We start from the raw sequence: 22,059 nt of genomic DNA, 5'->3' as shown, positions 1-22,059 counted from the left end.
CGATCTCCCTCAGGCGCCGTCCGCGACGGCGCGCGCGAGATTATCCAGAGCGTCGGCGACGTTCGCGAGCCGTTCGTCGACGCCCTCGAGCTCGTGGCGCCGCCCCAGGTACTGCGGATCGTTGTAGGTCACGAACACCCGTCCGTCGGCCTCCCAGACGAGCAGCTTCTGCGGGAGGTCGATCGCGATCGAACGACTCGCTCGCATGAGCGGCGTGCCGACCGCGGGATTACCGAAGAGGAACAGCGTCGTCGGCGGCAGGTCCATGTCGACCGATTCGGCGTTGGCGGCGTGGTCGACCGTCGCCACGAGTTGCAGATCCCGCTCCTCGAGCGCCGGTTCGACGCGCGCGACGGTCGTCTCGAAGCCGTCGTCGCTCTCGAGGGTCACCAGCCCCGGATCCTCGAGCGGTCTCTTCGGATCGTCGTCAGCGTCGCCACCGGCCGCGGCCGTCGCCGCTCCCGCACCGAGCGCCGTTCCCGCGCCGAGCACCTGAAGGAACCGTCGTCGTGCCGTGTCGGATCGATCGTCAGTCATCGCGCCGACCGTACATCGATCCGCGGGTAGTTATGCGGGCGTATGCTCGGCTAACGGAACGTTTGGCCGGTGAAACGATCGCAAACGGAATCGGAGGGAGACTCGAGACCGGGCGGCCCGCGGGGAGAATCCGCTAGTTGCCCTGACCGGCGCCGTGGATCTGCTCGACCTCGGCCTCGATGTGGACCGAATCGGGGAAGTCCTGCGAGGCGACGTTGCGCGCGAGATTATCGTGGCCGTGAATCTCGAGTTCGCGGGTGAAGACGGTGTACTCCCACGACGAGAATCGCCGTTCGTCGTCGGCGTGGAGCCGGCAGTGTTGGGGAACGGAGTGTTTCTGCGGGGGATGAGAGTGGGGGCCTTTCAGCGCGGCGCCCTTGCGTTCGGCGGTCGTCTTGATGTCGTCGACGATGGCGTCGAGCGCGGCGCGATCGCCGCTCTGGAGCGTCAAACGGGTCACGAAGGTCATGGCTAGTCGTCCATTCGTCAACGGCCGGCGCGTAAAAGCTTGCTGAGATGGGGCGCGGGCGCCGCTCGCGTCGGGCCGACCGGTGGGCGAACGATTCGCGAAACGGACCGATAGCCCCGGAAACGGCGAGCGTTCGGCCGCGACGGCCGCCGAATCGGCACGGCAATCCGTGTACGCTGGACGAACAGTCCGATATTCTCTTAACGTCCCACCTATTAGCTCACTTAATGGCAGTCGAAGCTACGAGCGCAGGCGCGATCCTCTTCCGCGATACGCGGGGCCGGCGCGAGTATCTTCTACTCAAGAGCCGCCCAGGCGATTGGGAGTTTCCCAAGGGCGGTGTCGAAGGAGATGAAGAGCTACAGCAGACGGCGATCCGCGAAGTAAAGGAAGAGGCAGGTATCGAGCAGTTCCGGCTCCTCGACGGCTTTCGCGAGGACTACGACTACGTCTTCGAGGCGAACGGCAAGACGATCCACAAGACCGTTCACCTCTTCGTGGCGAAGTCCTTCGAGGCGAGCGCGGAACTTTCAAACGAACATCGCGACCTGCAGTGGCGCGATTACGAACAGGCGGTGAACACCGTCACGCAGGACGGTCCGCGAGAGATCTTAGAGCAGGCCCACGACTTTCTCGACGAACGGGAGGAGGACGAAGAGTAGGGGCGGTCGAACGACCGCGGGGTCGGTCCCGATTCCCGATCTCGAGCCCGCCGGCGACGGTCGGCGGCGTTCTATCGAGTAGCGCTTTTGCTCGCGCGGTCCGAAGCCGAGTCGTGAATCGGTACACGACCGAGTTCGCGTTCGAACTCCGAACCTGTCGCTGGGCGGAACGCGCCTGGCCGCCCGAGGAGGCCGCCAGTGACGACCGCGCGATTATCGTCGCCCGGCAGCTCGGGACGAAACGCCGCCGGTGGGACACCATCGTCCTCGAGTGCGACCCCGAAGCGCTCCGCGAGCGGGCGAAGTTCGGCCTCGAGCGGCTCGACGGCGACCTCCTGCACGTCGTTCGCAACGCCCCCGCCGAGTGGACGTACTATCGAGACGCGCTCCCCCACCCCGGCTATCCGTGGCGGTACGTCCGCGAGGCCGTCCATCGGGCCGACGGTCGCGACATCCTCGAGACCCGCAAGAACGGGAACCGCATCGAGATCCGACGCAAGTGGGTCTATCCCGACTGGGTCGACCGAATCGTCGCCATCGAGAACAAGCCCGACCTGGACGCCAGCGCCGCCCGCGCGCTGGGCTCGCAACTCGAGTACGACGTCGCCGTCGGGCTGGCCGACGAGGTCTGGGTCGCCACCCGGCAGACCGGCGACCGCGTCGAGCGGGCGCTGTTCGAGGACCTGCCGGTCGAGGCGGGCATCCTCGCGCTCGAGCCCGAGACGCTCGCCGCCGAGGTCGCGTGGTACCCCCGCTCGCTGGCCGTCGACGAGCCCGGGACGCGCATTGTGGAGCGTCCCGACGGCGGCCGGCGGGACGGCTCCGCGGCGCGCTTCGAGTACGCGAATCCCGAAGAGAAGCGAGAGACGCGCCTCGAGATCGCCGAACGCGCCTACGAGCGCGGCTGGCGCTCGTTCGTCGACACCATGCGCCCGGACTGCCGGCACTTCGAGTTGCGCGCGCGGGACGGCGCCCACCTCGAGCCCCACTGCGCCGCGAAGGAGCGGTGCCAGACGGCCGCCGAGTGCTCCGGCGGCTGTGGCGACTTCGAACCGGAGCCGCCGGTCTGGCGGACCAAGGGCTGGCCGATCGAGGGCGGCCCCGGGAAGCGATGTCGGCAGTTGCTCGAGGCGCGTCGCCGTCGGCAGCGGCCGGGACTGTAGCGTCTAACTCGCGAACCTCGGTACAAGTGCGATTCCGGACACTGTGCTCCGGTCCGAGAAACCGTGTACGGTGGCGGCGCTTGCGGCTGCCTGAGCGAGAGCGAAGGCAGTCGCTGAAACCGTGCGAGGGATGAGCGAACGAGCGAAGTGAGTGAGCGAATCGGCTGGGGAGGGCGTGGCGCTCCCTGTTGCCACGATAGCACGACATTTGGTTTCGTCTCAGTTTGTCTCGAGTATACCGTTCAAAACGTACGCTCTGCCCATAGAACCGGTGAACTCGGAAACGGATCGCAGTCCTCGAGTCGAGTATCGACCGAGAACTCGGTTCCAATCTCGGCACGACTGACCGCAACTGTAACTCGCTGATTGTGACTGATCAGCCCTTACTCGGAGCTCTCGACCTCGAGTTCGTCGCGGTCGACCGTCAGGCGGAACGTGGGGACGGTGCGGTACTCGACCTCGACGACGCCCTTGCGGCGCAGGCTCTGGAGCCCCGAGCGGACGTCCTCGGCCTCGGGATCGACGTCGTACGCCTCGCGAAGTTTGTGAAGCACCGACACGACGCTCTCGGACTCCTCATCGGGGCCGGCCAGCACGGCGACGATCTGCGTCTGGAGCTCCGGTACCCGGATCCGGGAGGGGACGCCATCGTCCTCGGGGTCGCTCTCGATACCGGGTTCGACGTCGACGAGGTCGTTCGCCTCGCTGGTCGCGCGGATCAGGCTGTTGTCGTCCCGGAAGTAGTAGTCGCCCAGTTCGTTCTCGAGGTACTGGTGGACCTCGCTGCCGCTCTCCATGTCCCACCGCTCTTGCAGTTCCGAGTTCTTCGTCGGCTGTAGCTCCACCACGTCCGCCAACCGTTCCCGTGCCTCCTCCGAGAGCGTCATCGTCGAATCGTATGCGTATCCGCTACTTTTGCGTTGCGTCCCGCGGCGTGATCGCGGCTCCGCGGTCGACCCGGGGCTCAATCGTCCCCGACGACGGGCACCGACGCCGTCGACTCGAGAGTCTCCTCGACCTGCGTATAAACGAGGAGCGCCCCGAGAGCGGCCAGCGCGGTCCCGAAGAGAAACGGCGTTTGAAAGCCGTAGCCGATCAGCGCGCCGGAGGTCAGCGGCCCGACGGCGATGCCGTAGCCGAAGGCCATGGTGAGAATCGAGAGCTTCGACCCGGACTCGCCCTCGCCCGCGAGGTCGCCGGCCAGCGCGAGCGCGGGCGCGAACACCATCGCGGCGGCGACGCCCTGGAGCAGTCGGGCCGCGAACATCAGCACGGACGACGCGATGAAACCCTGGATGAACGTCGTCGGGATCAGCAGTAGCATCCCGGCGAGGATGAACGGCCGACGGCCGTATCGGTCGCAAGCCCGGCCGATCGGCGTCTGCAGGGCGACCTGCGCGAGGATGAACGCCGCGAACTGGAGGCCGAACCACGTCGACCCCTGCTCGAGGCGGGCGTTGACCTGCGGCTGGATCGTCGCGAACAGCGCGATCGCCGCGGCCATGAACAGGGAGACGACGCCGAGGGTGAAGATCGGATCGAGCAGGTGCTTCCCCGACGGATCCAGGATATCGATCGAGAGGTCGGCGCCGGCGTTGGCCTTCGTCGCGTCGGGATCGGAGACGAGCAGCGTCACCAGGCCGTAGCTGAGCAGCGCGGTCACCGTCGCGAGGTAAAAGGCCGCCTCGAAGCCGCTGATCGTCACCTCTCCGAGGAGCGCGTAGGGGCCGAGGTTGACGACGGCACCGGCCGCGATGGGACCGGAACCGAACCCGATCAGCCGGAACGTGTTGTAGACGCCCATGTTTCCGCCGCGATCCTGACTGGTCGCGAACTCGTTGACCAGCGCGACCGACGCCGGAATGATGAAGGCGACGCTCACCCCCTGCAGGCCGCGAACGACGAGCAAGGAGAGGTACGACTCCGCGAACACGTAGGAGAGGTTCGTCGCCGCGAGACCGGCGAGCCCGATCAGGATGAAGGGCTTGCGCCGGCCCGACCGGTCCGAGAGTCGCCCCGTCAACGGCTGGAAACTGCTGTTGAGAAAGCCGAACAGCGAGAGGATGACGCCGATGAGCATCGACTCGCCAAGCCCGAACGTCGCCCCGCCGACGACGTCGCTGGTCACGTACAGCGGGATGACGATGATCAGAAAGGAGTTGCCGATGCCGTCGGCCATCCGGGCGAAGGCCAGTGCGAGGACGCGACGGTCGACGGCGAACTGGGCGACGATTCGGCGACGAAGCTCCCGCATCGACACTACGTGCGGTATCGCGTCCGATTAGCGTTTCGAACCGAAACCCGTTCGAACCCGCTCGAGTCGAGCCGGAGCGTTCGGTGCATCATGGAGAGAGAACGGGAACGAGAAGGGGAACGGGACCGTCACTCGAGTGGGCGAACGGCGGGCCGCGAGTGCCTCGTTCGATCGCGGTCGCGGTCGGAATCGGGCGGTCGATCAGTTGATCGTCGTGTGCTCGGACTCCTCGTTGAGCGCGAGGTTGGCAGCGATCTCGGCGTTTCGCATCGCGTACTGGGCCGTCTGCTGGAGGCTGACGAGCACCTCGCGGACGCGAAGCAGGTCCTCGTTGGACATCTCCGGGAGTTCGTCGAGGATCTCCCGTTCGAAATCGGAGATGTCGTGGAACAGCTGTTGCACTTCGGTCCACTTGTCGTAATCGCGCTCGACGGCCGACTCGACCGCTTTGGACATGATCTCGTCGACCATCTCGTTCAGTTCGCGGATGTCCCGCATGACGGAGCTGTCGACGTTCAGGCTGTGTCCTTCGGTCTCGATGACGATCTCGGCGATGTCCTCGGCGTTGTCGGCCGTCAGCTCGAGGTTCTTCGCGATCGAGCGGTAGCCGATCAGCGGGAACCCGCTGTTCAGGCCGACCGCACGGGCGAGGTTGGGGTTCTGGTAGGCAGTGAAGATCAGGCGCAACAGGAGGACGAAGATCTTGTTGGCCTGTCGTTCTCGGTTGAGGGCGCGCTGGGCCAGATCGGGGTTACCGTGGGCCAGCGCCTTGATCGCCTCGCCGCGCATCGTCTGGCCGGTTCGCTCGAGGCGCCCGAGCAGGTTGTTCAGCGTGAAGTCCTCGGGGTCGACCGAACAGCGGATCGAGATGCTCTCCGGCGTCTCCTCGATGACGCCCAGCCCCATCAGCTGGGTCTCGGCCTGGTAGACGGCGTTGATGTGATCGGACTCTAAGGCGCCGTCCTCGGTGTCGATACGGATGACGCGCCGCCCGAGGACGTACTGGGCGACGATCGCGCGCTCGACGGCGTCGGCGTCCAGATCGTCGGCGTGGATGATCGCTTCCGTCTCCTCCGAACTGGCGGATTCGGGCATGACGGTCAGCGTCCCCTTGCCGCTGGTCCGCAGGGACACCTCGTCGCCCTTCTCGACGGCGTGTTCGGACGCCCATTCGGCGGGGAGCGTCATGGCGAGCGTCGACGGCCCGAGTCGTTGCACTTTCCGCGTTTCCATATGACATCCTAAGGGAGGACACGACCTTAATCTTGACTATATTTACCTTATATCCGAGACGGATAGTTATATGGATGATTGTGGGGGCCGGAATCGCACGTCCCTTAAACAATATTCGTTCAGACGACCTTCACGAGGCGCGTCGTGAACCGGCCCGTCCGGACCTGCTCCCAGCCGCGGAGCTCCTCGTCGAGATCGGCGTCGTCGGTATCGACCCGTAACGCGTCGATCCCGTCGAGTTTCGTGCCCGACGCGACGATCTCGATGTCGTCGGTGCGACGGATGACCGCCGGCGAGAGCTGGTGGTTGCCGCGACCGAAGACGAATCCCTGTCCGCCGATCGGCGAGACGACGATCGTCGCCGGTTCGTCGAGGACCTCGAGGATCTCGCTCTCGGCGGCGTCGCGGGCCAGCACCGTCCCGTCGCGCCAGACGTCGACGCCCAGCGGCGACGGGTCGATTCCCAGCTCGCGCTCGATCGCGCCGACGGTGCTGCCGGGACCGAAGACGTACGTCCGCTCGGGGTCGACCTCGCGGGCGAAACCCGCGGCCAGCGAGTCGACGCTCCCGCTCGAGACCTGTTTGCTCGACTGGACGTCGGGCGCGACGGGGACGGGAACGATCGCTTTGAGGTCGGTCCGGACCGCCCCCTCGCGGTAGGCGTCCTCGTCGATGTCGTTGACCTCGCGGTCGGCCGCGCGGTCGAACTCGGCGGCGATCCGGCCCGCGTCCGCGGGCGTCACGGCGAACACCGACGAGTAGATCTTGACGCCGGCGGGAACGCCGAGCATCGGCGTCTCGCCCTCGCTCTCCTCGAGCACCTCGGCGACGTCGACGGCGGTGCCGTCGCCGCCGACGAACAGGACGAGATCGACGCCGTCGTCAGAACGCGTGCGTTCTGACGGTCCATCAGACGGTGTCTGATGATCGCGCTCGAGGAACGCCCGGACGGCGGCCCGCGTATCGGCGGCGGTCGTCTCGGCGGTCGCCGGATCGATCGGTCGCGCCGCGTCGCTCGGATCGGTATCGACGTCCCCAGAAGCAGTCGTCTCGGACGGGTCGGCGTCGTCGGCCGCCGGATCGTAGACGACGATCGGTTCGTAGCCGGCGTCGCGGACCGCCCGCTCGCCTAAGACGCCCGCCGCGGTGTAGACGGTCGCGTCGGGCGCGCGCCGGTGCAGCGACTGCAGCGCCTCGAGCGCCCGGTCCGGCGCCCGCGGTTCGGCCCCGCGGCGGCGCGCTTCCGCGAGTTTGCCGTCGGTTCCCTTCAGTCCCACCCGACCGCCCATTCCCGCGATCGGATTGACGACCACGCCGAGCGAGTCCATGGCGGACGTAGGCGAAGCCGATCAATAAGCCGTCTGGTGTCTCGAGCGATCGATGCCGCGGAGTCGCCGTCGCGGCGCGGTCGGACTCGCCTCGGTACGCGCGAACGGGCCGCGTCGGGCGGGTCACCGCCGTCGTTCGCGACCGGACGCGCGCCGACCGACGCGCCGATTTTCTGAAAGGTTAAGGGGGACGGGGACGGACCGCCGAACATGGACACACTCACGCAGGTCGTGCTCTCGGAAAGCCCGGAACTACCGATGGAACTGGTCGGCTGGGGGGCGCTGGTCCTCAGCCTCCTCGTTACGGTCGTCTGGCTCGCCTATCTCTACCGGTAACGCGACCGCCGACCGCGCTTCTCACTCGGCGACGTCGACGCGCTCGCGGAGCCACGCGGCCGCCGCTGCGACCGCCTCCTCGTCGGTCCCCTGGACGGCGAGGCGGACCGACTCGCCCGGATAGCTCCCGACGGTGACGTCGAACCGCTCGCGAACGCCGGCGATCCGATCGAGCAGCGCGCTCTCGGGTTCGTCGGCGACGACCTCCTCGCGATAGGTCGGCGTGCCGGAGAACTCGGACTCGATCGACTCGAACATCCGCTTCATCTCCGCCGGCACGCCGGGGAGGACGTAGATGTCCTCGACGACCGCGCCCGGAGCGACGCCCTCGTCGTTGTGCAGCGCCCGGGCGCCGGCCGGCAGGTCGGCCGTCCCCGCGGTCAGGTCGTCCCGCGAGTAGCCCGATTCCTCGAGCCAGGCGAGCGCCTCGTCGTGTTCCTCGAGGTCGCGCCCGAGCGCGGCGGCGACGCCCTCCATGGTGAGGTCGTCGTGGGTCGGCCCGAGGCCCCCGGTGACGATGACGGCGTCGTACTCGGCGCGGTACTCGTTGACGACGCGCGCGATATCGCCGACTCGGTCGGGGACCGTGACGACGCGTTCGACCGAGACGCCGCGCTCGCTGAGTCGTTCACCGAGCCAAGCGGCGTTCGTGTTCGTCGTCTGCCCGGCGAGCAGTTCGTCTCCGACTGTCACGACCGCGACGTTCATACTCGTCCGTTCGAGTCCCGGATTGAAACGAGTATCGAGGATTCGGTCCGCAGGCGGAAGCCGTGTCAGAAACGCGGGCCGACCGGTGGACTCGAGGCGTCCCTGGTTCGGACGGCGGCCGATCCGTCGGATCGGCGACTGGTATATAACTGGACCGGTCAGATAACCACAAGATTCAATTTTATTGATTCGTTAGGGAGTGAACGATGTCTCAGAGTCGGACGGATGGAGCCGAGACGGATTCGACTGCGGTCCTCTCGGCGCTCGGGAACAAGTACAGCGCAGAGATCCTCTGTGCTGCGGGTACACCGAAGTCGGCACAGGCCTTGAGCGAGGATATCGAGATTCCGATCGCGACGTGCTATCGGCGCATCGAGGAACTCGTCGAGGCCGGACTGCTGACCTGCGAGGGACGACAGCTCTCCGAGGAGGGGCGCCGAACGAATATCTACCGGCGAACCGTAGACGAGATCGACGTCGACTTCTCGAAGGATCGCCCGCAGCTCTCGCGAAAGCGACGAACGGAGGCCAAGAACAGACTGCAGGACCAGCTCAGGGACTAGCTCGAGCCGTCACGGAGCCGATCGGAATCGCGAATCGGAGACGGGAGACGAGGGTAACAGGGAGCCGCCGGCGGAATCGGCCGCCGACGCTGACGGTCGCTTTTCGGCGTGCAGCTATCGCTCGGCGTAGCGCCCGCGACTCGAATTCGATGCCGTGACTCGCGTCGAGGCGACTCGACGGTCGTCCGAACGGGTCGCCGCCGGCAGTCGGTCATCCTTAAGTAATCTCGCGGGAATACTGGGGTATGACCGAACCGTCCGGCGGTACTGATCGACCGGCCGCGACCGACGACAGCGAGGCCGAACGCAGCGAGACCTCGGCGGGAGCGAGCGGCGATCAGGAGTCCGTCGTCGGCACCGAACGCGTTCTCCGGGTCGGCCACGACCGCCCGATCCGGATCAGTACCGGCCACCGGATCCGCCACCACGACGGCAAGTGCGCGCGACCGCACGGCCACAACTACGAGGTCGCCGTCACCGTCGTCGGCGACCTCGCCGAGGAGGGATGGGTCGCCGACAAGGGCGATATTACCGACGTCATCGACGAGTGGGATCACCGGTTCCTCCTCGAGGCCGGCGACCCCCTGATCGAAGCCTTCGAGGCGTCGGGCGACGACGACGCGGTCGTCGTCCTCGAGCACCCGCCGACGGCGGAGGTGATGAGCGTGCTGTTGGAGCGAAAGCTCGTGGCCGCGCTCCCCGAGACCGTCTCCGACGTGACGGTCCGAGTCAACGAGACCAGCGAACTCTGCGGGGGCGGCCGGTTCTGAGATGCCGGTCTCCGATTCCGTCGACCGCGACGGCGCGGACGAGGGCGCCGACGCTCGAGACGAGACGGGAACTGGCGGCGAACGGCCCGACGACGGCCTCCCGATCAACGAACTGTTCTACTCGCTGCAGGGCGAGGGAACCCTCGCCGGCGTTCCGTCGGTGTTCGTCCGCACGAGCGGCTGTAACCTCCGGTGTTGGTTCTGCGACTCCTACCACACCTCCTGGGAACCGACCCACGCGTGGCTCGGCCTCGAGGAGATCCTCGCCGAGATCGAGTCCCACGACGCCGACCACGTCGTGCTCACGGGCGGCGAGCCCCTCCTGCACGAGGAGAGCGTCGATCTCCTCGAGGCGCTCTCCGACCGCGGCTACCACACCACCGTCGAGACTAACGGGACGATCCACCGCGAGGCCCCGATCGACCTCGCCTCGATCAGCCCGAAACTCGAGAGCAGCACGCCGACGCCGGAGCGCGCGCCGGACGACGCCGACGGAGCCGACGCGGAGCGATGGGCCGAGCGCCACGAGACCGATCGCATCGACCTCGAGGCGCTGGCCGGTCTCGTCGAGGACTACGACTTCCAGCTGAAGTTCGTGGTCACCGACGCGGACGACATGCCGGAGGTCCTCGACCTGCTCGCGGACCTCCGGGACGTCGCCGACGTTCCGATCCGCGACGACGACGTGCTCCTGATGCCCGAGGGCGCGACCCGCGAGCGGCTCGCGGAGACCCGAACTCGGGTCGCCGACCTCGCGATGGAGCACGGCTTCCGGTACACCCCGCGGCTGCACGTCGACCTCTGGAACGACGCGCCCGAGACGTAACCACCGATTCGAACAGCCATGACCGACGCACCCACCGACTCAGCGACCGACGAATCGTCTTCCGAGCGCGCCGTCGTCCTCCTCTCGGGGGGCATGGACAGCGCCACCGCCGCCTACGAGGCCCGCGACCGGGGCTACGAGATCTACGCCCTGCACACCTCCTACGGCCAGCGAACCGAGGACCGCGAACTCGAGTGCGCCCGGCGACTCGCCGACGAACTCGACGCCGCCGACTTCCTACAGATAGAGACCGGCCACCTCTCGGCGATCGGCGCCTCGAGTCTGACCGACGACGAGATGGCCGTCGCGGACGCCGACATGGAGAGCGACGAGATCCCCACCTCGTACGTCCCCTTCCGGAACGCGAACCTGCTCGCGATGGCGGTCTCCTACGCCGAGGCCAACGACTGCGAGGCCGTCTTCATCGGCGCCCACAGCGAGGACTTCTCGGGGTATCCGGACTGTCGCCCCGCGTTCTTCGAGGCCTTCGAGAACGTGGTCGACGTCGGAACGAAACCCGAGACGAGCATCTCGATCGAGGCGCCGTTCGTCGAGTGGTCCAAGACCGACATCGCCGAACACGGTGTCGACCTCGAGGTCCCCTACGAGCACACCTGGAGCTGTTACCGGGAGAACGAACCCGCCTGCGGAACCTGCGACGCCTGCGCGTTCCGGCTGCAGGCGTTCCGGAACGTCGGCGTTCGCGACCCGATCGAGTACGCCGAACGACCGTCGTACGTCGACGAGTGACGGCGATAGCTGGACGGCCGTCCATCGTTCGGACCTCCCCCTCACATTTTATGGCCGACCGCGAGTACTAGCGACTAATGACGCAGCGGTCGGATCGCGCTGATCGGCGGCTCGCCCGCGAATCGGAACTCGAGATACTGCGGGCGGAGTCGGCGTTCGAGGGACCGACCGCCCAGTCCGCGGATTACGGCCGCGACCACGGACACGATCACTCCGATTCGACCGATCACGTCGCGCTCCTCTACGAGGACCGCGACGAGCAGTTCGCGGCCGCTATCCCGTTCGTTCGACGGGGCCTCGAGCGCGGTGAGCGCTGTCTGTACATCGCCGACGAGAACTCGCGGGAGACGGTCCTGACGGCCATGCGGGAGTACGGTATCGACGTCGACGAGGCCCTCGAGTCAGGGGCGCTCTCGGTCCTGACGCCCGACGAGACCTACCGCGAGAGCGGCGCGTTCGACCGCGACGCGATGCTCCGGTTCTGGGAGGAGTCGCTCGCGACGGCGACCGAGGACGCGGGGTATTCGGGGATTCGGGCGGCCGCCGAGATGACGTGGGCGCTCGGTGACGGTGACGGCGGGGACGACACCGGCGACGGCGCCGACTTCGACCGACTCGTCGAGTACGAGGCGATCCTCAACTCGATCTACGAGGGCGAGGAGTACGCCGTCTGCTGCCAGTACAACCGCGAGCGGTTCCCGGCCGACGTCGTCCACGACGTGATCCGCACGCACCCGCTGCTCGTCCACGACGGCGTCGTCTCTCGGAACGTCTACTACACGCCGCCCGAGGAGTTCTTCGGCCCGGATCGGCCCGCCCGCGAGGTCGACCGAATGACGACCACGCTGCGCGAGCGGACCACGGCGAAGGCGGCCCTCGAGCGCGCGACCGAACGCTTCCGGAAGATCTTCGAGCACAGCCAGGACGCGATCTTTATCAACGACCCCTCCGCCGACGAGATCCTCGAGGCCAACCCGGCCGGCTGCGAGATGCTGGGCTACTCCCGCGAGGAACTGCTCGAGCTCGGCCCGTCGGACTGCCACCCCCACGAGATGGAGGCGTTCCGAGAGTTCGTCGATACCGTCTTCGAGGAGGGAAGCGGATGGACCGACGAGTTGAGCTGTCTCCCCAAGGAGGGCGACCCGATCCCGGCGGAGCTCTCGGCGTCGAAGATCACGGTCGACGGCCGCCCGTGTCTGCTGGCGATCGTCCGCGACATCAGCGAGCGCAAGGAGCGCGAGCGCGCCCAGCGCCGCCTGTACGAGCTCGCGTCCGATCCCGACCGATCGTTCGACGAGACGCTGCAGGCCATCTTCGAACTCGGCTGCGACCGGTTCGAGATGGATCTGGGCGGGCTGGCCCGAATCGACCCCGAGACCGACCGGTTCGTCGTCGAGGCCGTCAGCGGCGACCACGACTCCCTGCGGCCGGGCGCCGAGGTCGACCTCTCGGAGACGTACTGTCGCGTGTTCACCGACGACGCGGACCGCGCGGACGACGACACCGCGTGTATCACCGATCCCGAGGCCGCCGGGTTCGAGGGCACGGCGGCCTACGAGGAGTTCGGCGTCGAATCCTACCTCGGCACGCGGCTCTCGGTCGGGGACGGTCTCGACAGAACGTTCTTCTTCGTCTCGTCGACGCCCCGCCGGGAGGGGTTCACCGAGGCGGAGCGGACGTTCCACGACCTGATGGGGCAGTGGGTCCGGTACGAACTCGAGCGGCGGCGCTACGAGGAGACCCTCGAGGAGACGATCGACCGGCTCCGGCAGTCCAACGAGCGGTTAGAGCAGTTCGCCTACGCGGCCAGCCACGATCTGCAGGAACCGCTGCGGATGGTCTCGAGCTATCTCCAACTGATCGAGAACGAGTACGAGTCGGAACTGGACGCGGACGGCGAGGAGTTCCTCGCGTTCGCGGTCGACGGCGCCGAGCGCATGCGCGCGATGATCGACGGGCTGCTCGCGTACTCCCGCGTCGAGACGCAGGGCGATCCGTTCGAGCCCGTCGATCTCGAGGCCGTGATCGACGACGTCCTGACGGACCTCCGGCTCCGGATCGCGGAGTCCGGCGCCGAGATCGAGGTCGGCGACCTGCCGACCGTCTCGGGCGACCGGAACCAGCTCCACCAGCTGTTCCAGAACCTGCTGTCGAACGCGCTCGAGTACTCGGGGGACGAGCCGCCGCGAGTCGAGATCGCGGCCACGCGGGACGGTCCCCAGTGGACCGTCTCGGTCAGCGACGAGGGGATCGGCATCGAGCCCGCGGAGCAGGAGCGGATCTTCGAGGTGTTCGAACGGCTGCACAGCCGCGCGGAGTACGACGGGACCGGGATCGGCCTGGCGCTCTGTCAACGGATCGTCGAGCGCCACGGCGGCGAGATCCGGGTCGACTCCGAACCCGGCGAGGGAGCGACGTTCTCCGTGACGTTTCCCGACTCGGCCGTCCGAAAGTGAGAGAGCGAAGGTGAGGGCGCTCGGTGGTTCAGATCGGGTTTCGGTTCCGACCTCGAGGACCGAGGAAACGTTAACCTATTAACACGACGGACCGAACGTCGATACCGATGCTTCCGCTCCTCGAGTGGTTTCGCGACGAGGACGGCTGGACGATGCCGGACGACCGCCGCGGCGAACTCGTCGGGATCGTCGTCGGCCTCCCGGTGTTCGCCTTCTTCGCGACCCGGGAGACCGCCGTTCCGTCACCGACGGAGCACTCGGCCGCCGTCGTCCTCGGCGCGCTCTGTGGGTTCTGCTACGCCGTCTACTGGCGCGAGCGGGTGCTCTCTCTGATCCCCGACGAGATCCGAACCGCCGCGACGAGCCTCCTGCTCGGCGGCGGGGCCGGGCTCTCCCTGCTCGAGATCGTCCACCTCGCGGCACCCACGGTCCTGTTCGTCGCGGCGGCGGGCGCGACGATCGCCGGCATCTACGCGGCGTGGTTGGTCTCGCCGTTGCAGGACGGCCTGCGGCCGCCGCGTCGGGGCGTCGAGCCACCGCCGGCGCTCGAGGGTACCGATTCCGACGGCTGAACGCGTATCTCGCCCGCTCGAGGTCACCACGCCGCCTCGAGGATCCCCTCGATCTCGTCGACCGTGGGATCGAGTCCCGGCGGCGCGTTGGCCACGAACGAGTCGGCGAGGATCGCCTCCGCGACGGCGGTGAACTCCTCGGGCCGAGGTCCGTCGACATCGCGCAACTGCGCGGGGAGACCGAGCCCGTCCCGAATCTCGGTCACCGCCTCGACGACCGCCGCGCCGCGGTCCGCGGCGTCGCCGACGCCGAGCGCGTTCGCGAGCATTCCCGCCCGCGCGTCGACGTCGTTCTGATCGAAGAGGTACTCGAGGACGTGCGGGACGACGATCCCGTGGGCGGCCCCCTGCTGGACGTCGTACCCTCGCGTCAGCCCGTGACCGAAGGCGTGGACGATCGAGAGCGTCGTCTCACCGGGCCGGGAGATACCGTACTGGACGAGAACGATTCCCTCGAGGACCGTCTCGAGGGTCTCGACGTCGCGGTCCCCGTCGCCGAACGCGCGGAGTCCGTCCTCGAGTTTCTCGAGGCCGTGCCTGGCCGTCGCGTCGGTCACGGGGGTCGCGTTGCCCGCGTAGAGCGTCTCGATGCCCTTGTCGAAGCCGTTCATCGCCGACCCGGCGAGGATCGAGTCCGGCGTGGTCGCGACCAGTTCGGGGTCGTAGATCGCCGCCCCGGGCATCAGGTCCGGGTGGGAGACGCCGCCGCTGACCGTCTCGTCGACGGGTCCCTCGTCGGGATCGGCGGTGATACCGGCGACGTTCGAGAGGTCGGCCCCCGCCAGCGTCGTCGGCACCGCGACGATCGGCACCAGTCCCTCGTCGGGGACCGGTAGCGTGCCCGTCTCGGCCAGTTCCCGGCCGGCGGCCGCCGGCCCGTACCCGTTGGCCGCGAGGACGCTGACGACCGTCGCGACGTCTACGCTGCTGCCGCCGCCGACGGCCACGATCGCGTCGGCGTCTTCGGCTTCGAGGCGGTCCCGGCCCGCGAGGGCCGTCGAGAGGCGTTTCGCCGAGGTCGTCTCGTCGAACACGCCGGCCAGTCGGTCGCCGAGACCGGATTTCACCGGTTCGATCACCGTCGGCGTGTCGCCGACCGTCGAGCCGCAGACGACCAGCGCGCGCTCAAGACCCAGGGCCTCGAGTTCGGCCTCGAGATCGTCGACGCTGCCGGTGCCGAAGCGGATCGTCGCCGGGTCGTAGTCGAACCGGAACGGAGCGTCGCGGCCGCTCGAGTCGGTCGGTGTCATGTACGGCCGTACAGGTCGCGTCCTGTTAAAAGCGAGCGCAGCGGCGATCTCCTCGCTGCCGACGGACAGTACGCTCCGGACGGTGCGTCCGCTCGACGAGGGGTCCGGGCTCGAGAAAAATCGATCTCGATTCGAAACGACGAGAGTCCCGCGTCGCTCGAATCTCGCTTACTCGGCCGCGACGTCGTCTTCGTCGACGTCGACCGCGGTCGCCTCCTCTTCGGCGACTTCCTCGGGGTGGGCCTCGAGGGTGGCCTTCTGGATCTCGACGCGGCGCAGCGGGTAGATCGTCTTGGCCTCGCCGTAGATCCCCGAGGAGAGTCGGCCCTCGACGACGCTGTCGATGAGCTCCTCGAAGGAGCGCTCGGCGGCGGCCTCCTCGATCATCTGGACCATCTGGTCGCGGATGGCCTTCTCCTGGCTCGCGTCGGCCTTCTTGGTCGTGAAGGCGACGGGCTGGATCTGGACGCGGTAGTCGTCCGTCGTGAGGACGGTGACGTAGGCCTCGACCTTCGAGGCGCCCCGTCGGACCAGCGAGCGCAGGTAGTCCCGGGTCAGGGAGTGCTCGATGAACTCCGTGTACGCCGAGTCGCTGCCGACGTCGGTGATCTTGAAGGTCAGCTTGGTGTTGTTCTCGCTGGCGTTGTTGTTGAGTTCGCCGAGCGTCGTTTCGATGGTTCGGTCGTAGACCTTTTCCGGTTCGTCAGCGGGGGTTTCGCCGAGTTCCTGGCGGTCGAACTGCTCGGGTGCCAGGACGGTGTACCACCGCTTCTCCTGTTTCGCGCGTGAAACTGATCGTTCACTCATTGTGTATCTGTAGTGTCGTCGTCCGCATCGGACGCGGTCCCCGCGCCCGTTGGTCGCTCGTCCTGTTCCCCTGAATTCCGTCCGGAGCTGGCGACGTCGATCGCCACCTCGAGATTGACCACGTAGTCGTCGACGTTCGAGTGGAGGCCGCCGGTCGTCTCGCGTTCGATCTGCGTGACGACGGCGCCCTCGGTCTCGGTATCACCGTCCGCGCGCTCGACGATCGTCTCCATCTCGTCGGTGTTGTCCGGGCGCAGCGCCCGCGCGACGAGTTCCGGATCGTCGTGGCTCGTTCGGATGGTCGCGCGCCGACTCATCGTCGGTCCCTCACGAGCTGGATCAGCGTCGACTCGTCCACGCCGGGATCGTACCGCAGGTAGCCGCGGCGGCGGCCGCCGTCGTAGGCGACCCCCTCGATCCCCGCGTCCTCGAGCTCTCGAGCGACCGCTTCGACGGTCGCCCCCAGCGGCTCGTTGCCGCGGGTGGCGATCGCCGCTTCGCCCTCGCCGTCGGCCACGGCGAGGACGGTCGCTTCCGGCGACCGGAAGGCCGCGGCGATCCGGGCGACCGCCTCGACGGGGCCGTCGTCGATATCGACGACGAACAGGCCGTCGTAGCGTCCCGTCGAGCCGGCCTCGAGCGCTTCGTGGGCGCGCCGGCCGTACTCGCGCCAGGCGTCCAGTGCCGGCTCGCGGGCGTCGTGGCCCATCGCGAGCGCGGCGCCCGTGCCCGGTTCCGCGCGGGCGGTCGCCTCGAGGACGTCCGCGTAGCCGCCGACCGTCTCGAACGGCGCGTCGGGCGCGGCCATCGCGTACGGCCGGAGCACGCGTTGGACCGTCTCGGCCGCGGCCGGCACCGCGTCGTCGTCGCCGACGACGTCCAGCGCGACGGCGGAGCCGATCGCGCGGTGGGCGTCCGCGTCGAATGCGTCGGGCGCGGCGAGGTCGACACCGAGACCCTCGAGCGCGGTCCGCGTCGCGCTCAGGTCGCCCGACCACGGCGCGCGGAGGCGCGTCGAGTGGGCGAGGCCGTCGACCGGATCGGCCGTCGGCACCGCGACGCCCGGTCGGCGGTCGACCAGGCCCTGCGTCCGGGCGGTCTCGAGGACCCACTCGCTCTCGCCGGCGCCGGGTTCGACCCCGGCGGCCACGAGCCCCGCGAGCGCGAGGCCGTGATCCGGCGCCGCCTCGAGGTCGCGAACGGCCTCGAGGGCAGCCAGCGTGGCGGGACGGTCGTCGGCGTCGAGCCGCGTCGCGTCCGCGTCGACGGCGCCGATGGCGACCGTGACGTCGTCGGCCGCCGCCTCCCGGTCGCGAACGCGGTCGGTCCGGTCGGCGACGGTGCGGCCGACGCTCACCTGAAACGGCGTCCCGCGGTCGGCCAGCGCCCGCGCGAGCAGGCCGCTGGCGGCCAGCGCGTCGCCGTCGGCGCGCGCGACGAGGTGAACGAAGCCGGCGCTCCCGATCGCCTCCGCGGCGGGGGCAGACGGCGGCTCGGCGGACCGACCTTCGGTGGCCATCTAGCGGATTACTCCTCGTCGAGGAGCTCTTTCGCGACGTCGTAGGTGTACGTGAAGTCCGGCTCGATCTCGTCGCCGCGGTAGTAGTCGGCGAGGCGACGGACCTTCGACTCCGTGTTCTGCAGGGCGCGCTTGTTCTGGTAGTCCTGCGGGTTCTCCTGAATGTGCTCGCGCAGGCGCACGGCGCGCTTCATCAGATTGTAGAGGTCCTCGGGGAACTCGGATCGCGCGTCGTTCTCCTCGAGGATCTCGGTGATCTTCTTTCCGGTCGCCAGTTTGACGTCCGGAATCGGCGTGCCGGTGACGCCCTCGTCACGCAGCTTCATCCCGATCTGGCTGGGATCGTAGCCCTGCTCTGCCAGTTCGACGACGCGGTCTTCGATGTCCGCCGCGTCGACGTCGCTCCACTCCGGTGGGTCGTCTGCCGCCGGCTTGTCCGATCCGGACGAGCCGCGACGGCGGGTGTGCATTCGTGCCATTGGTTGAGGATAGGAACCGCACTGACCGCTGAAGTCGTGTGACAGTCGCGGTGCGACTGTCCGTGCACTTCCGCAATCCCAAGCCGTCCGAAAGAGTGGACGGCACCGTCAGATTTGCGGCCGTGCGCTTCCCATGCATCCCTTCGTTCGGACGGACTAAAGGGTTTCTAGAGCGGCACGCTCGAGTCATCGCTGATCGGTGCTCGAGAGCGGGCGACGACGCCGAAAACACCACGAAAGCCCCAGTACTGAAAGCGGGGAGTGCTCGAGCGACCGATTATTGCTGTCCCACGCGCGTCTCCTCTTCGTCCCAGTACTCCTCGCGGAGCTCGTACTTCTGGACCTTGCCGGTCGCGGTCTCGGGGAGGTCATCGACGAAGTCGACGCTGGTCGGTTTCTTGTAGCCCGCGAGGCGATCGCCGACGAACTCGAGGATCTCGTCGGTCGTCGGATCGGCCTCCTGGCGCGGGACGATCAGCGCCTTTGGCGTCTCGCCCCACTGCTCGCTGGGCACGGGGATAACGGCGGCCTTCAAGACGTCGGGGTGGTCGTAGAGGACGTCCTCGACCTCGATGCTCGAGATGTTCTCGCCGCCCGAGATGATGATGTCCTTCTTGCGGTCCTGGATCGCGACCATCCCGTCCGCGTCGATCGTCGCGAGGTCACCGGTGTGGAAGTAGCCCTCGAGGCGCTCGCTGAAGGCCTGTTCGGTAGCCTCGGGCTTGTTGAGATAGCGGTCCATCACCTGGTTGCCGCGGACGACGATCTCGCCGATGGTCTCGCCGTCGCGGGGGACTTCCTCGCCGTCCTCGTCGACGACCCGCACGTCGGTACAGAGCGTCTGGCTGCCCTGCTTGACCTTGAGCTCGCGGCCGCGCTCGGCGAGTCTGCGCGGCGAGTTGCTCGTCGTGATGATCGGCGCGGTCTCGGTGAGCCCGTAGATGTGGATGATCCGCCAGCCGAACTCGTCCTCGACGGTCTCGATGGTGGCCGTGGCGGGCGCCGAGCCGGCGGTCGCGATGCGAACGTCGCGGTCGCCCGTGGTCTCGAGGTCGTCGTGTTCCTCGTGGTACTGGATGAGATTGTTCAGCACCGTCGGCGCCCCGCACATGAACGAAACGTCGTACTCGCGCACGCGCTCGAAGACGCCCTCGGCGTCGAAGGTCCGCTGGCAGACGTGGGTCCCGCCAGTGCCCGTGATCGCGTAGGTGTGGCCCCAACCGTTGCAGTGGAACATCGGCAGCGTCCAGAGGTAGGTGTCGTCGTCTCGGATCTCCATGTGCTGGTTGAGCACGAGGGCGTGCCAGTGTTCCGTGCGATGGGTGCGGACGACGCCCTTCGGATCGCCCGTCGTCCCCGAGGTGTAGTTGATGCTGGCGTCGTCGTCCTCGCTGATCTCGGGTCGGTCGGGTTCGTCGGTGGGCTGGTCCTCGAGGAACTCCTCGTAGTCCTCCCAGTCACCGTCTATTTCGTCGGCTCGATACCCGACGAACGTGTCCGCCGGGACTCCGTCGCGGATCGCCTCGATCTTCTCGGCGTAGTCGTAGTCCGCGATGATCGTCCCCGCCGCGCAGTCCTCGAGGATGTACTGGTACTCGCCCGACGCCAGCCGGTAGTTCAGCGGGACGAACACCGCGCCCAGCTCGTTCGTCGCGTACAGCGTCTCGATGAAGTAGTGCGTGTTCGGCGCGAGCAGGGCGACGCGGTCCCCCTGTTCGACGCCGCTGTCCTCGAGGGCATGTGCGAGCCGATTCACGCGGTCGTTGACTTCCTCGTAGGTGTACTCCGTCCCGTCGTGGGCGACGACGCCGGTGACGTCGCCGTAGCTGTCGACCGCCCGCTCGAGGAAGTCCGTGGTGAGCATCTCCTGTTTCATATTGTGGCACCCGTTACCACTGACCACGTTATAGGCCAAATGTTTACCCCCGCTGGTAGGCGGGTGAGAGGGAGTGTGAGTGGTGTGCTAATGCGTGGGGTGGCTCGAGTATTTCGAGGGGTTTATCTATTCCCGCGGAAAAGGGAGGAATGCGTACGAGGGCTCGTAGATCAGAGGTAGATCACTCCCTTGGCATGGGAGAGGCCCCGGGTTCAAATCCCGGCGAGTCCATACAATTCTATCGTTTCAGGCGTTCTACTCCCTGAATTCTGGGTTTGAGCAATCAGCAGTTGTCGCTGATTGCTGTCTCCAGATTCCTAGAGGTCCTCGATGAAGTCACGTCGCTGCTCCATCTTTGCTCGGTCCGTACGTCGGTCGTAGTGGTGTTCGAGACCCTCCGGTGAAACGTCACATCGGTCGCTAACGATTCGTTCTGGGACACCCTCCCGGAGTTGGTGGGTGATCGCACCGCGTCGGATCGTGTGTGGTGAGAGACTACTGGGACACTCCGAATAGCGTCCGTACTCACGCGCTTCGCGGTCCATTGGCTCGCGATCGTGGGGACAGTCCTCGATCATACAGGGCTCCGTGAGTCGGTACACCTCCGAGCGTATCTGACTGGAACTCAACCGGCCGCGATCGCTCGTCACGAGCGGCTGGCGTCCGTGGTCGTCGGTGACGTCGTGCCGATGAAATCGGATGTACTCGTCGAGAATGTCGCAGTAATAGTCGTCGAGTGCGATCGCACGCTCGGCCGGTTCCTGATTCTTGAGCGGTGTTCCCGTTTCGGGTCGGTGGCGGAGCCAGAAACACTGTTCGTCGGGCTCGTAGTCCTCGAGATCGACCGCGCGGAGGCTCCCGAGGCGAATCCCCGTATGCCAGAGGATCGCGACGAGAACGTGATCGCGGCTCGCGCGCTTGTACCGCTCGAGATAGCCGAGAATCTGCTCTGCGCGCTCAGCGTCAAGCAGTTCATCACGTGCGTCTTCATCGCGATCGACCTCGGGAAGTTTCACCCGTTCACGCATTCCCGGTTCGACGGCATCGATCGAGGCGCAGAACTCGAGGAAGACCCGGATCGTCGCCAGTTGCCCGCGGTGCGTGACGAGGTTGATGTCCTGCTGGCGCCAGACCCGGTAACGGTGTAAGTCTCGTCCGGAGAGATCGTTGAGGTTCTCGAGGCCGACTTTTTCACACCATTCGACGAAGGAATTGAGTCGGTAGTTGTGATTCTGGAGGGTCTTTTCGCTTAACTCTGGCTCCCGGTGAGCGACGTAGCACTCGACCGCCTCTCGAGGTGTAATTGGCTCGAGATCGTCGCTCATACGTTCTCGAGCCCCCCGTACTGAGCGTCGTCGCTGTCTACTCGAGCGCCGCAGATGCGGCGGTCGTCAGACCTTTTAGCTGGCGATACCTCCTGCCGTGCGTGGGGTGTCGTCCCCACGGAAGTTCCGAGATTCATTCCGGATCACCGGAACTACCTTTCGGGCGGCGTTCCGGC

The 22,059-nt window shown here is 67.2% G+C and carries 23 protein-coding genes and 1 tRNA gene; 10 read left to right on the top strand and 14 right to left on the bottom strand.

What is annotated here, in order from left to right; genetic code table 11:
- Window positions 1-9 precede the first annotated feature (9 nt).
- Window positions 10-537 carry a DUF302 domain-containing protein gene (locus WD430_RS00490; RefSeq protein ID WP_339104077.1) on the bottom strand — a complete coding sequence of 176 codons (528 nt, stop codon included), beginning with the start codon at window positions 535-537 and terminating at the stop codon, window positions 10-12.
- Between the two features lie 133 nt (window positions 538-670).
- Entirely contained in the window at window positions 671-1,006 is a 336-nt protein-coding gene (locus WD430_RS00485) for an uS10/mL48 family ribosomal protein (RefSeq protein ID WP_339104076.1), read from the bottom strand.
- Between the two features lie 227 nt (window positions 1,007-1,233).
- Here WD430_RS00485 and WD430_RS00480 point away from each other — a divergent pair, with 227 nt between their 5' ends.
- Entirely contained in the window at window positions 1,234-1,668 is a 435-nt protein-coding gene (locus WD430_RS00480) for a bis(5'-nucleosyl)-tetraphosphatase (protein ID WP_012942575.1), read from the top strand.
- A 113-nt stretch (window positions 1,669-1,781) separates the two neighbouring features.
- On the top strand, window positions 1,782-2,831 hold the full coding sequence (locus tag WD430_RS00475) for a DUF5787 family protein (RefSeq protein WP_339104074.1): 1,050 nt from the start codon (window positions 1,782-1,784) through the stop codon (window positions 2,829-2,831).
- A 383-nt stretch (window positions 2,832-3,214) separates the two neighbouring features.
- Here WD430_RS00475 and WD430_RS00470 read toward each other — a convergent pair whose 3' ends face one another.
- The 4 genes from WD430_RS00470 to WD430_RS00455 all read right to left on the bottom strand — a co-directional run bounded on the left by WD430_RS00470 (window position 3,215) and on the right by WD430_RS00455 (window position 7,646).
- Window positions 3,215-3,718, bottom strand: coding sequence for a DUF5797 family protein (locus WD430_RS00470; RefSeq protein WP_339104073.1), 504 nt, complete (start codon window positions 3,716-3,718; stop codon window positions 3,215-3,217).
- Between the two features lie 77 nt (window positions 3,719-3,795).
- Window positions 3,796-5,085 carry an MFS transporter gene (locus WD430_RS00465; RefSeq protein ID WP_339104072.1) on the bottom strand — a complete coding sequence of 430 codons (1,290 nt, stop codon included), beginning with the start codon at window positions 5,083-5,085 and terminating at the stop codon, window positions 3,796-3,798.
- Between the two features lie 201 nt (window positions 5,086-5,286).
- Window positions 5,287-6,318, bottom strand: coding sequence for a PhoU domain-containing protein (locus tag WD430_RS00460; protein ID WP_339104071.1), 1,032 nt, complete (start codon window positions 6,316-6,318; stop codon window positions 5,287-5,289).
- A gap of 119 nt (window positions 6,319-6,437) precedes the next feature.
- Window positions 6,438-7,646, bottom strand: coding sequence for an ATP-NAD kinase family protein (locus tag WD430_RS00455; RefSeq protein ID WP_339104070.1), 1,209 nt, complete (start codon window positions 7,644-7,646; stop codon window positions 6,438-6,440).
- Between the two features lie 210 nt (window positions 7,647-7,856).
- Here WD430_RS00455 and WD430_RS00450 point away from each other — a divergent pair, with 210 nt between their 5' ends.
- Complete coding sequence (locus tag WD430_RS00450) at window positions 7,857-7,982, top strand: hypothetical protein (RefSeq protein WP_339104069.1); 126 nt, start codon at window positions 7,857-7,859, stop codon at window positions 7,980-7,982.
- Between the two features lie 21 nt (window positions 7,983-8,003).
- Here the strand turns inward: WD430_RS00450 and WD430_RS00445 are convergent, their stop codons facing one another.
- Window positions 8,004-8,690, bottom strand: coding sequence for a molybdopterin-binding protein (locus WD430_RS00445; protein ID WP_339104068.1), 687 nt, complete (start codon window positions 8,688-8,690; stop codon window positions 8,004-8,006).
- A 206-nt stretch (window positions 8,691-8,896) separates the two neighbouring features.
- Between WD430_RS00445 and WD430_RS00440 the strand changes: the two genes are divergently transcribed.
- From WD430_RS00440 to WD430_RS00415, 6 genes are all read left to right on the top strand, one after another.
- Complete coding sequence (locus tag WD430_RS00440) at window positions 8,897-9,253, top strand: helix-turn-helix domain-containing protein (RefSeq protein WP_339104067.1); 357 nt, start codon at window positions 8,897-8,899, stop codon at window positions 9,251-9,253.
- Between the two features lie 245 nt (window positions 9,254-9,498).
- The gene (locus WD430_RS00435) at window positions 9,499-10,023 is read left to right on the top strand and encodes a 6-carboxytetrahydropterin synthase (RefSeq protein WP_339104066.1); all 525 of its coding nucleotides are present in this window, start codon (window positions 9,499-9,501) and stop codon (window positions 10,021-10,023) included.
- Between the two features lies 1 nt (window position 10,024).
- On the top strand, window positions 10,025-10,849 hold the full coding sequence (locus WD430_RS00430; RefSeq protein WP_339104065.1) for a 7-carboxy-7-deazaguanine synthase QueE: 825 nt from the start codon (window positions 10,025-10,027) through the stop codon (window positions 10,847-10,849).
- 18 nt (window positions 10,850-10,867) lie between these two features.
- A complete protein-coding gene (gene queC / locus WD430_RS00425; RefSeq protein WP_339104064.1) occupies window positions 10,868-11,599 on the top strand; it encodes a 7-cyano-7-deazaguanine synthase QueC in 732 nt (243 codons plus the stop codon).
- Window positions 11,600-11,676: 77 nt separating this feature from the next.
- Window positions 11,677-14,055, top strand: coding sequence for an MEDS domain-containing protein (locus tag WD430_RS00420; protein WP_339104063.1), 2,379 nt, complete (start codon window positions 11,677-11,679; stop codon window positions 14,053-14,055).
- A gap of 107 nt (window positions 14,056-14,162) precedes the next feature.
- Entirely contained in the window at window positions 14,163-14,627 is a 465-nt protein-coding gene (locus WD430_RS00415; RefSeq protein ID WP_339104062.1) for a hypothetical protein, read from the top strand.
- A gap of 23 nt (window positions 14,628-14,650) precedes the next feature.
- On the opposite strand, the gene WD430_RS00410 is transcribed toward WD430_RS00415, so the two are convergent.
- The 6 genes from WD430_RS00410 to WD430_RS00385 form a co-directional block, all read right to left on the bottom strand.
- Entirely contained in the window at window positions 14,651-15,877 is a 1,227-nt protein-coding gene (locus WD430_RS00410) for an iron-containing alcohol dehydrogenase family protein (RefSeq protein ID WP_339104061.1), read from the bottom strand.
- Window positions 15,878-16,045: 168 nt separating this feature from the next.
- Window positions 16,046-16,684 (bottom strand): 30S ribosomal protein S3ae, encoded by a 639-nt coding sequence (locus WD430_RS00405; protein WP_339104060.1) that lies wholly within the window; start codon window positions 16,682-16,684, stop codon window positions 16,046-16,048.
- Entirely contained in the window at window positions 16,681-17,001 is a 321-nt protein-coding gene (locus WD430_RS00400; RefSeq protein ID WP_339104059.1) for a KEOPS complex subunit Pcc1, read from the bottom strand. The genes WD430_RS00405 and WD430_RS00400 overlap by 4 nt, the downstream gene beginning before the upstream one ends.
- Window positions 16,998-18,203 (bottom strand): exonuclease, encoded by a 1,206-nt coding sequence (locus tag WD430_RS00395; RefSeq protein WP_339104058.1) that lies wholly within the window; start codon window positions 18,201-18,203, stop codon window positions 16,998-17,000. Before WD430_RS00395 ends, WD430_RS00400 begins: the two co-directional genes overlap by 4 nt.
- An 8-nt stretch (window positions 18,204-18,211) precedes the next feature.
- Entirely contained in the window at window positions 18,212-18,682 is a 471-nt protein-coding gene (locus WD430_RS00390) for a 30S ribosomal protein S15 (RefSeq protein ID WP_339104057.1), read from the bottom strand.
- A gap of 277 nt (window positions 18,683-18,959) precedes the next feature.
- Window positions 18,960-20,558 (bottom strand): long-chain-fatty-acid--CoA ligase, encoded by a 1,599-nt coding sequence (locus WD430_RS00385; protein WP_339104056.1) that lies wholly within the window; start codon window positions 20,556-20,558, stop codon window positions 18,960-18,962.
- A 159-nt stretch (window positions 20,559-20,717) separates the two neighbouring features.
- Between WD430_RS00385 and WD430_RS00380 the strand changes: the two genes are divergently transcribed.
- Window positions 20,718-20,789: transfer RNA gene (locus WD430_RS00380), tRNA-Ala, on the top strand.
- An 86-nt stretch (window positions 20,790-20,875) separates the two neighbouring features.
- Here WD430_RS00380 and WD430_RS00375 read toward each other — a convergent pair.
- Window positions 20,876-21,883 carry a site-specific integrase gene (locus WD430_RS00375; RefSeq protein WP_339104055.1) on the bottom strand — a complete coding sequence of 336 codons (1,008 nt, stop codon included), beginning with the start codon at window positions 21,881-21,883 and terminating at the stop codon, window positions 20,876-20,878.
- Between the last annotated feature and the right edge of the window lie 176 nt (window positions 21,884-22,059).

This window comes from Haloterrigena sp. KLK7 (assembly GCF_037914945.1).
GTDB lineage: Archaea > Halobacteriota > Halobacteria > Halobacteriales > Natrialbaceae > Haloterrigena > Haloterrigena salinisoli.
The sequence above is the reverse complement of the archived record's forward strand: the minus strand, read 5'-3'. Positions and strand labels throughout refer to the sequence as shown.

Excerpts from the sequence above, each read along its gene's own strand:
- WD430_RS00470 (WP_339104073.1), bottom strand. The coding sequence starts at position 3,718 with ATGACGCTCTCGGAGGAGGCACGGGAACGGTTGGCGGACGTGGTGGAG.
- WD430_RS00485 (WP_339104076.1), bottom strand. The coding sequence starts at position 1,006 with ATGACCTTCGTGACCCGTTTGACGCTCCAGAGCGGCGATCGCGCCGCG.
- WD430_RS00490 (WP_339104077.1), bottom strand. The coding sequence starts at position 537 with ATGACTGACGATCGATCCGACACGGCACGACGACGGTTCCTTCAGGTG.
- WD430_RS00480 (WP_012942575.1), top strand. The coding sequence starts at position 1,234 with ATGGCAGTCGAAGCTACGAGCGCAGGCGCGATCCTCTTCCGCGATACG.
- WD430_RS00445 (WP_339104068.1), bottom strand. The coding sequence starts at position 8,690 with ATGAACGTCGCGGTCGTGACAGTCGGAGACGAACTGCTCGCCGGGCAG.
- WD430_RS00420 (WP_339104063.1), top strand. The coding sequence starts at position 11,677 with ATGACGCAGCGGTCGGATCGCGCTGATCGGCGGCTCGCCCGCGAATCG.
- WD430_RS00400 (WP_339104059.1), bottom strand. The coding sequence starts at position 17,001 with ATGAGTCGGCGCGCGACCATCCGAACGAGCCACGACGATCCGGAACTC.
- WD430_RS00460 (WP_339104071.1), bottom strand. The coding sequence starts at position 6,318 with ATGGAAACGCGGAAAGTGCAACGACTCGGGCCGTCGACGCTCGCCATG.
- WD430_RS00405 (WP_339104060.1), bottom strand. The coding sequence starts at position 16,684 with ATGAGTGAACGATCAGTTTCACGCGCGAAACAGGAGAAGCGGTGGTAC.
- WD430_RS00390 (WP_339104057.1), bottom strand. The coding sequence starts at position 18,682 with ATGGCACGAATGCACACCCGCCGTCGCGGCTCGTCCGGATCGGACAAG.
- WD430_RS00455 (WP_339104070.1), bottom strand. The coding sequence starts at position 7,646 with ATGGACTCGCTCGGCGTGGTCGTCAATCCGATCGCGGGAATGGGCGGT.
- WD430_RS00410 (WP_339104061.1), bottom strand. The coding sequence starts at position 15,877 with ATGACACCGACCGACTCGAGCGGCCGCGACGCTCCGTTCCGGTTCGAC.
- WD430_RS00385 (WP_339104056.1), bottom strand. The coding sequence starts at position 20,558 with ATGAAACAGGAGATGCTCACCACGGACTTCCTCGAGCGGGCGGTCGAC.
- WD430_RS00430 (WP_339104065.1), top strand. The coding sequence starts at position 10,025 with ATGCCGGTCTCCGATTCCGTCGACCGCGACGGCGCGGACGAGGGCGCC.
- WD430_RS00435 (WP_339104066.1), top strand. The coding sequence starts at position 9,499 with ATGACCGAACCGTCCGGCGGTACTGATCGACCGGCCGCGACCGACGAC.
- WD430_RS00450 (WP_339104069.1), top strand. The coding sequence starts at position 7,857 with ATGGACACACTCACGCAGGTCGTGCTCTCGGAAAGCCCGGAACTACCG.
- WD430_RS00465 (WP_339104072.1), bottom strand. The coding sequence starts at position 5,085 with ATGCGGGAGCTTCGTCGCCGAATCGTCGCCCAGTTCGCCGTCGACCGT.
- WD430_RS00375 (WP_339104055.1), bottom strand. The coding sequence starts at position 21,883 with ATGAGCGACGATCTCGAGCCAATTACACCTCGAGAGGCGGTCGAGTGC.
- WD430_RS00415 (WP_339104062.1), top strand. The coding sequence starts at position 14,163 with ATGCTTCCGCTCCTCGAGTGGTTTCGCGACGAGGACGGCTGGACGATG.
- WD430_RS00395 (WP_339104058.1), bottom strand. The coding sequence starts at position 18,203 with ATGGCCACCGAAGGTCGGTCCGCCGAGCCGCCGTCTGCCCCCGCCGCG.
- WD430_RS00440 (WP_339104067.1), top strand. The coding sequence starts at position 8,897 with ATGTCTCAGAGTCGGACGGATGGAGCCGAGACGGATTCGACTGCGGTC.
- queC (WP_339104064.1), top strand. The coding sequence starts at position 10,868 with ATGACCGACGCACCCACCGACTCAGCGACCGACGAATCGTCTTCCGAG.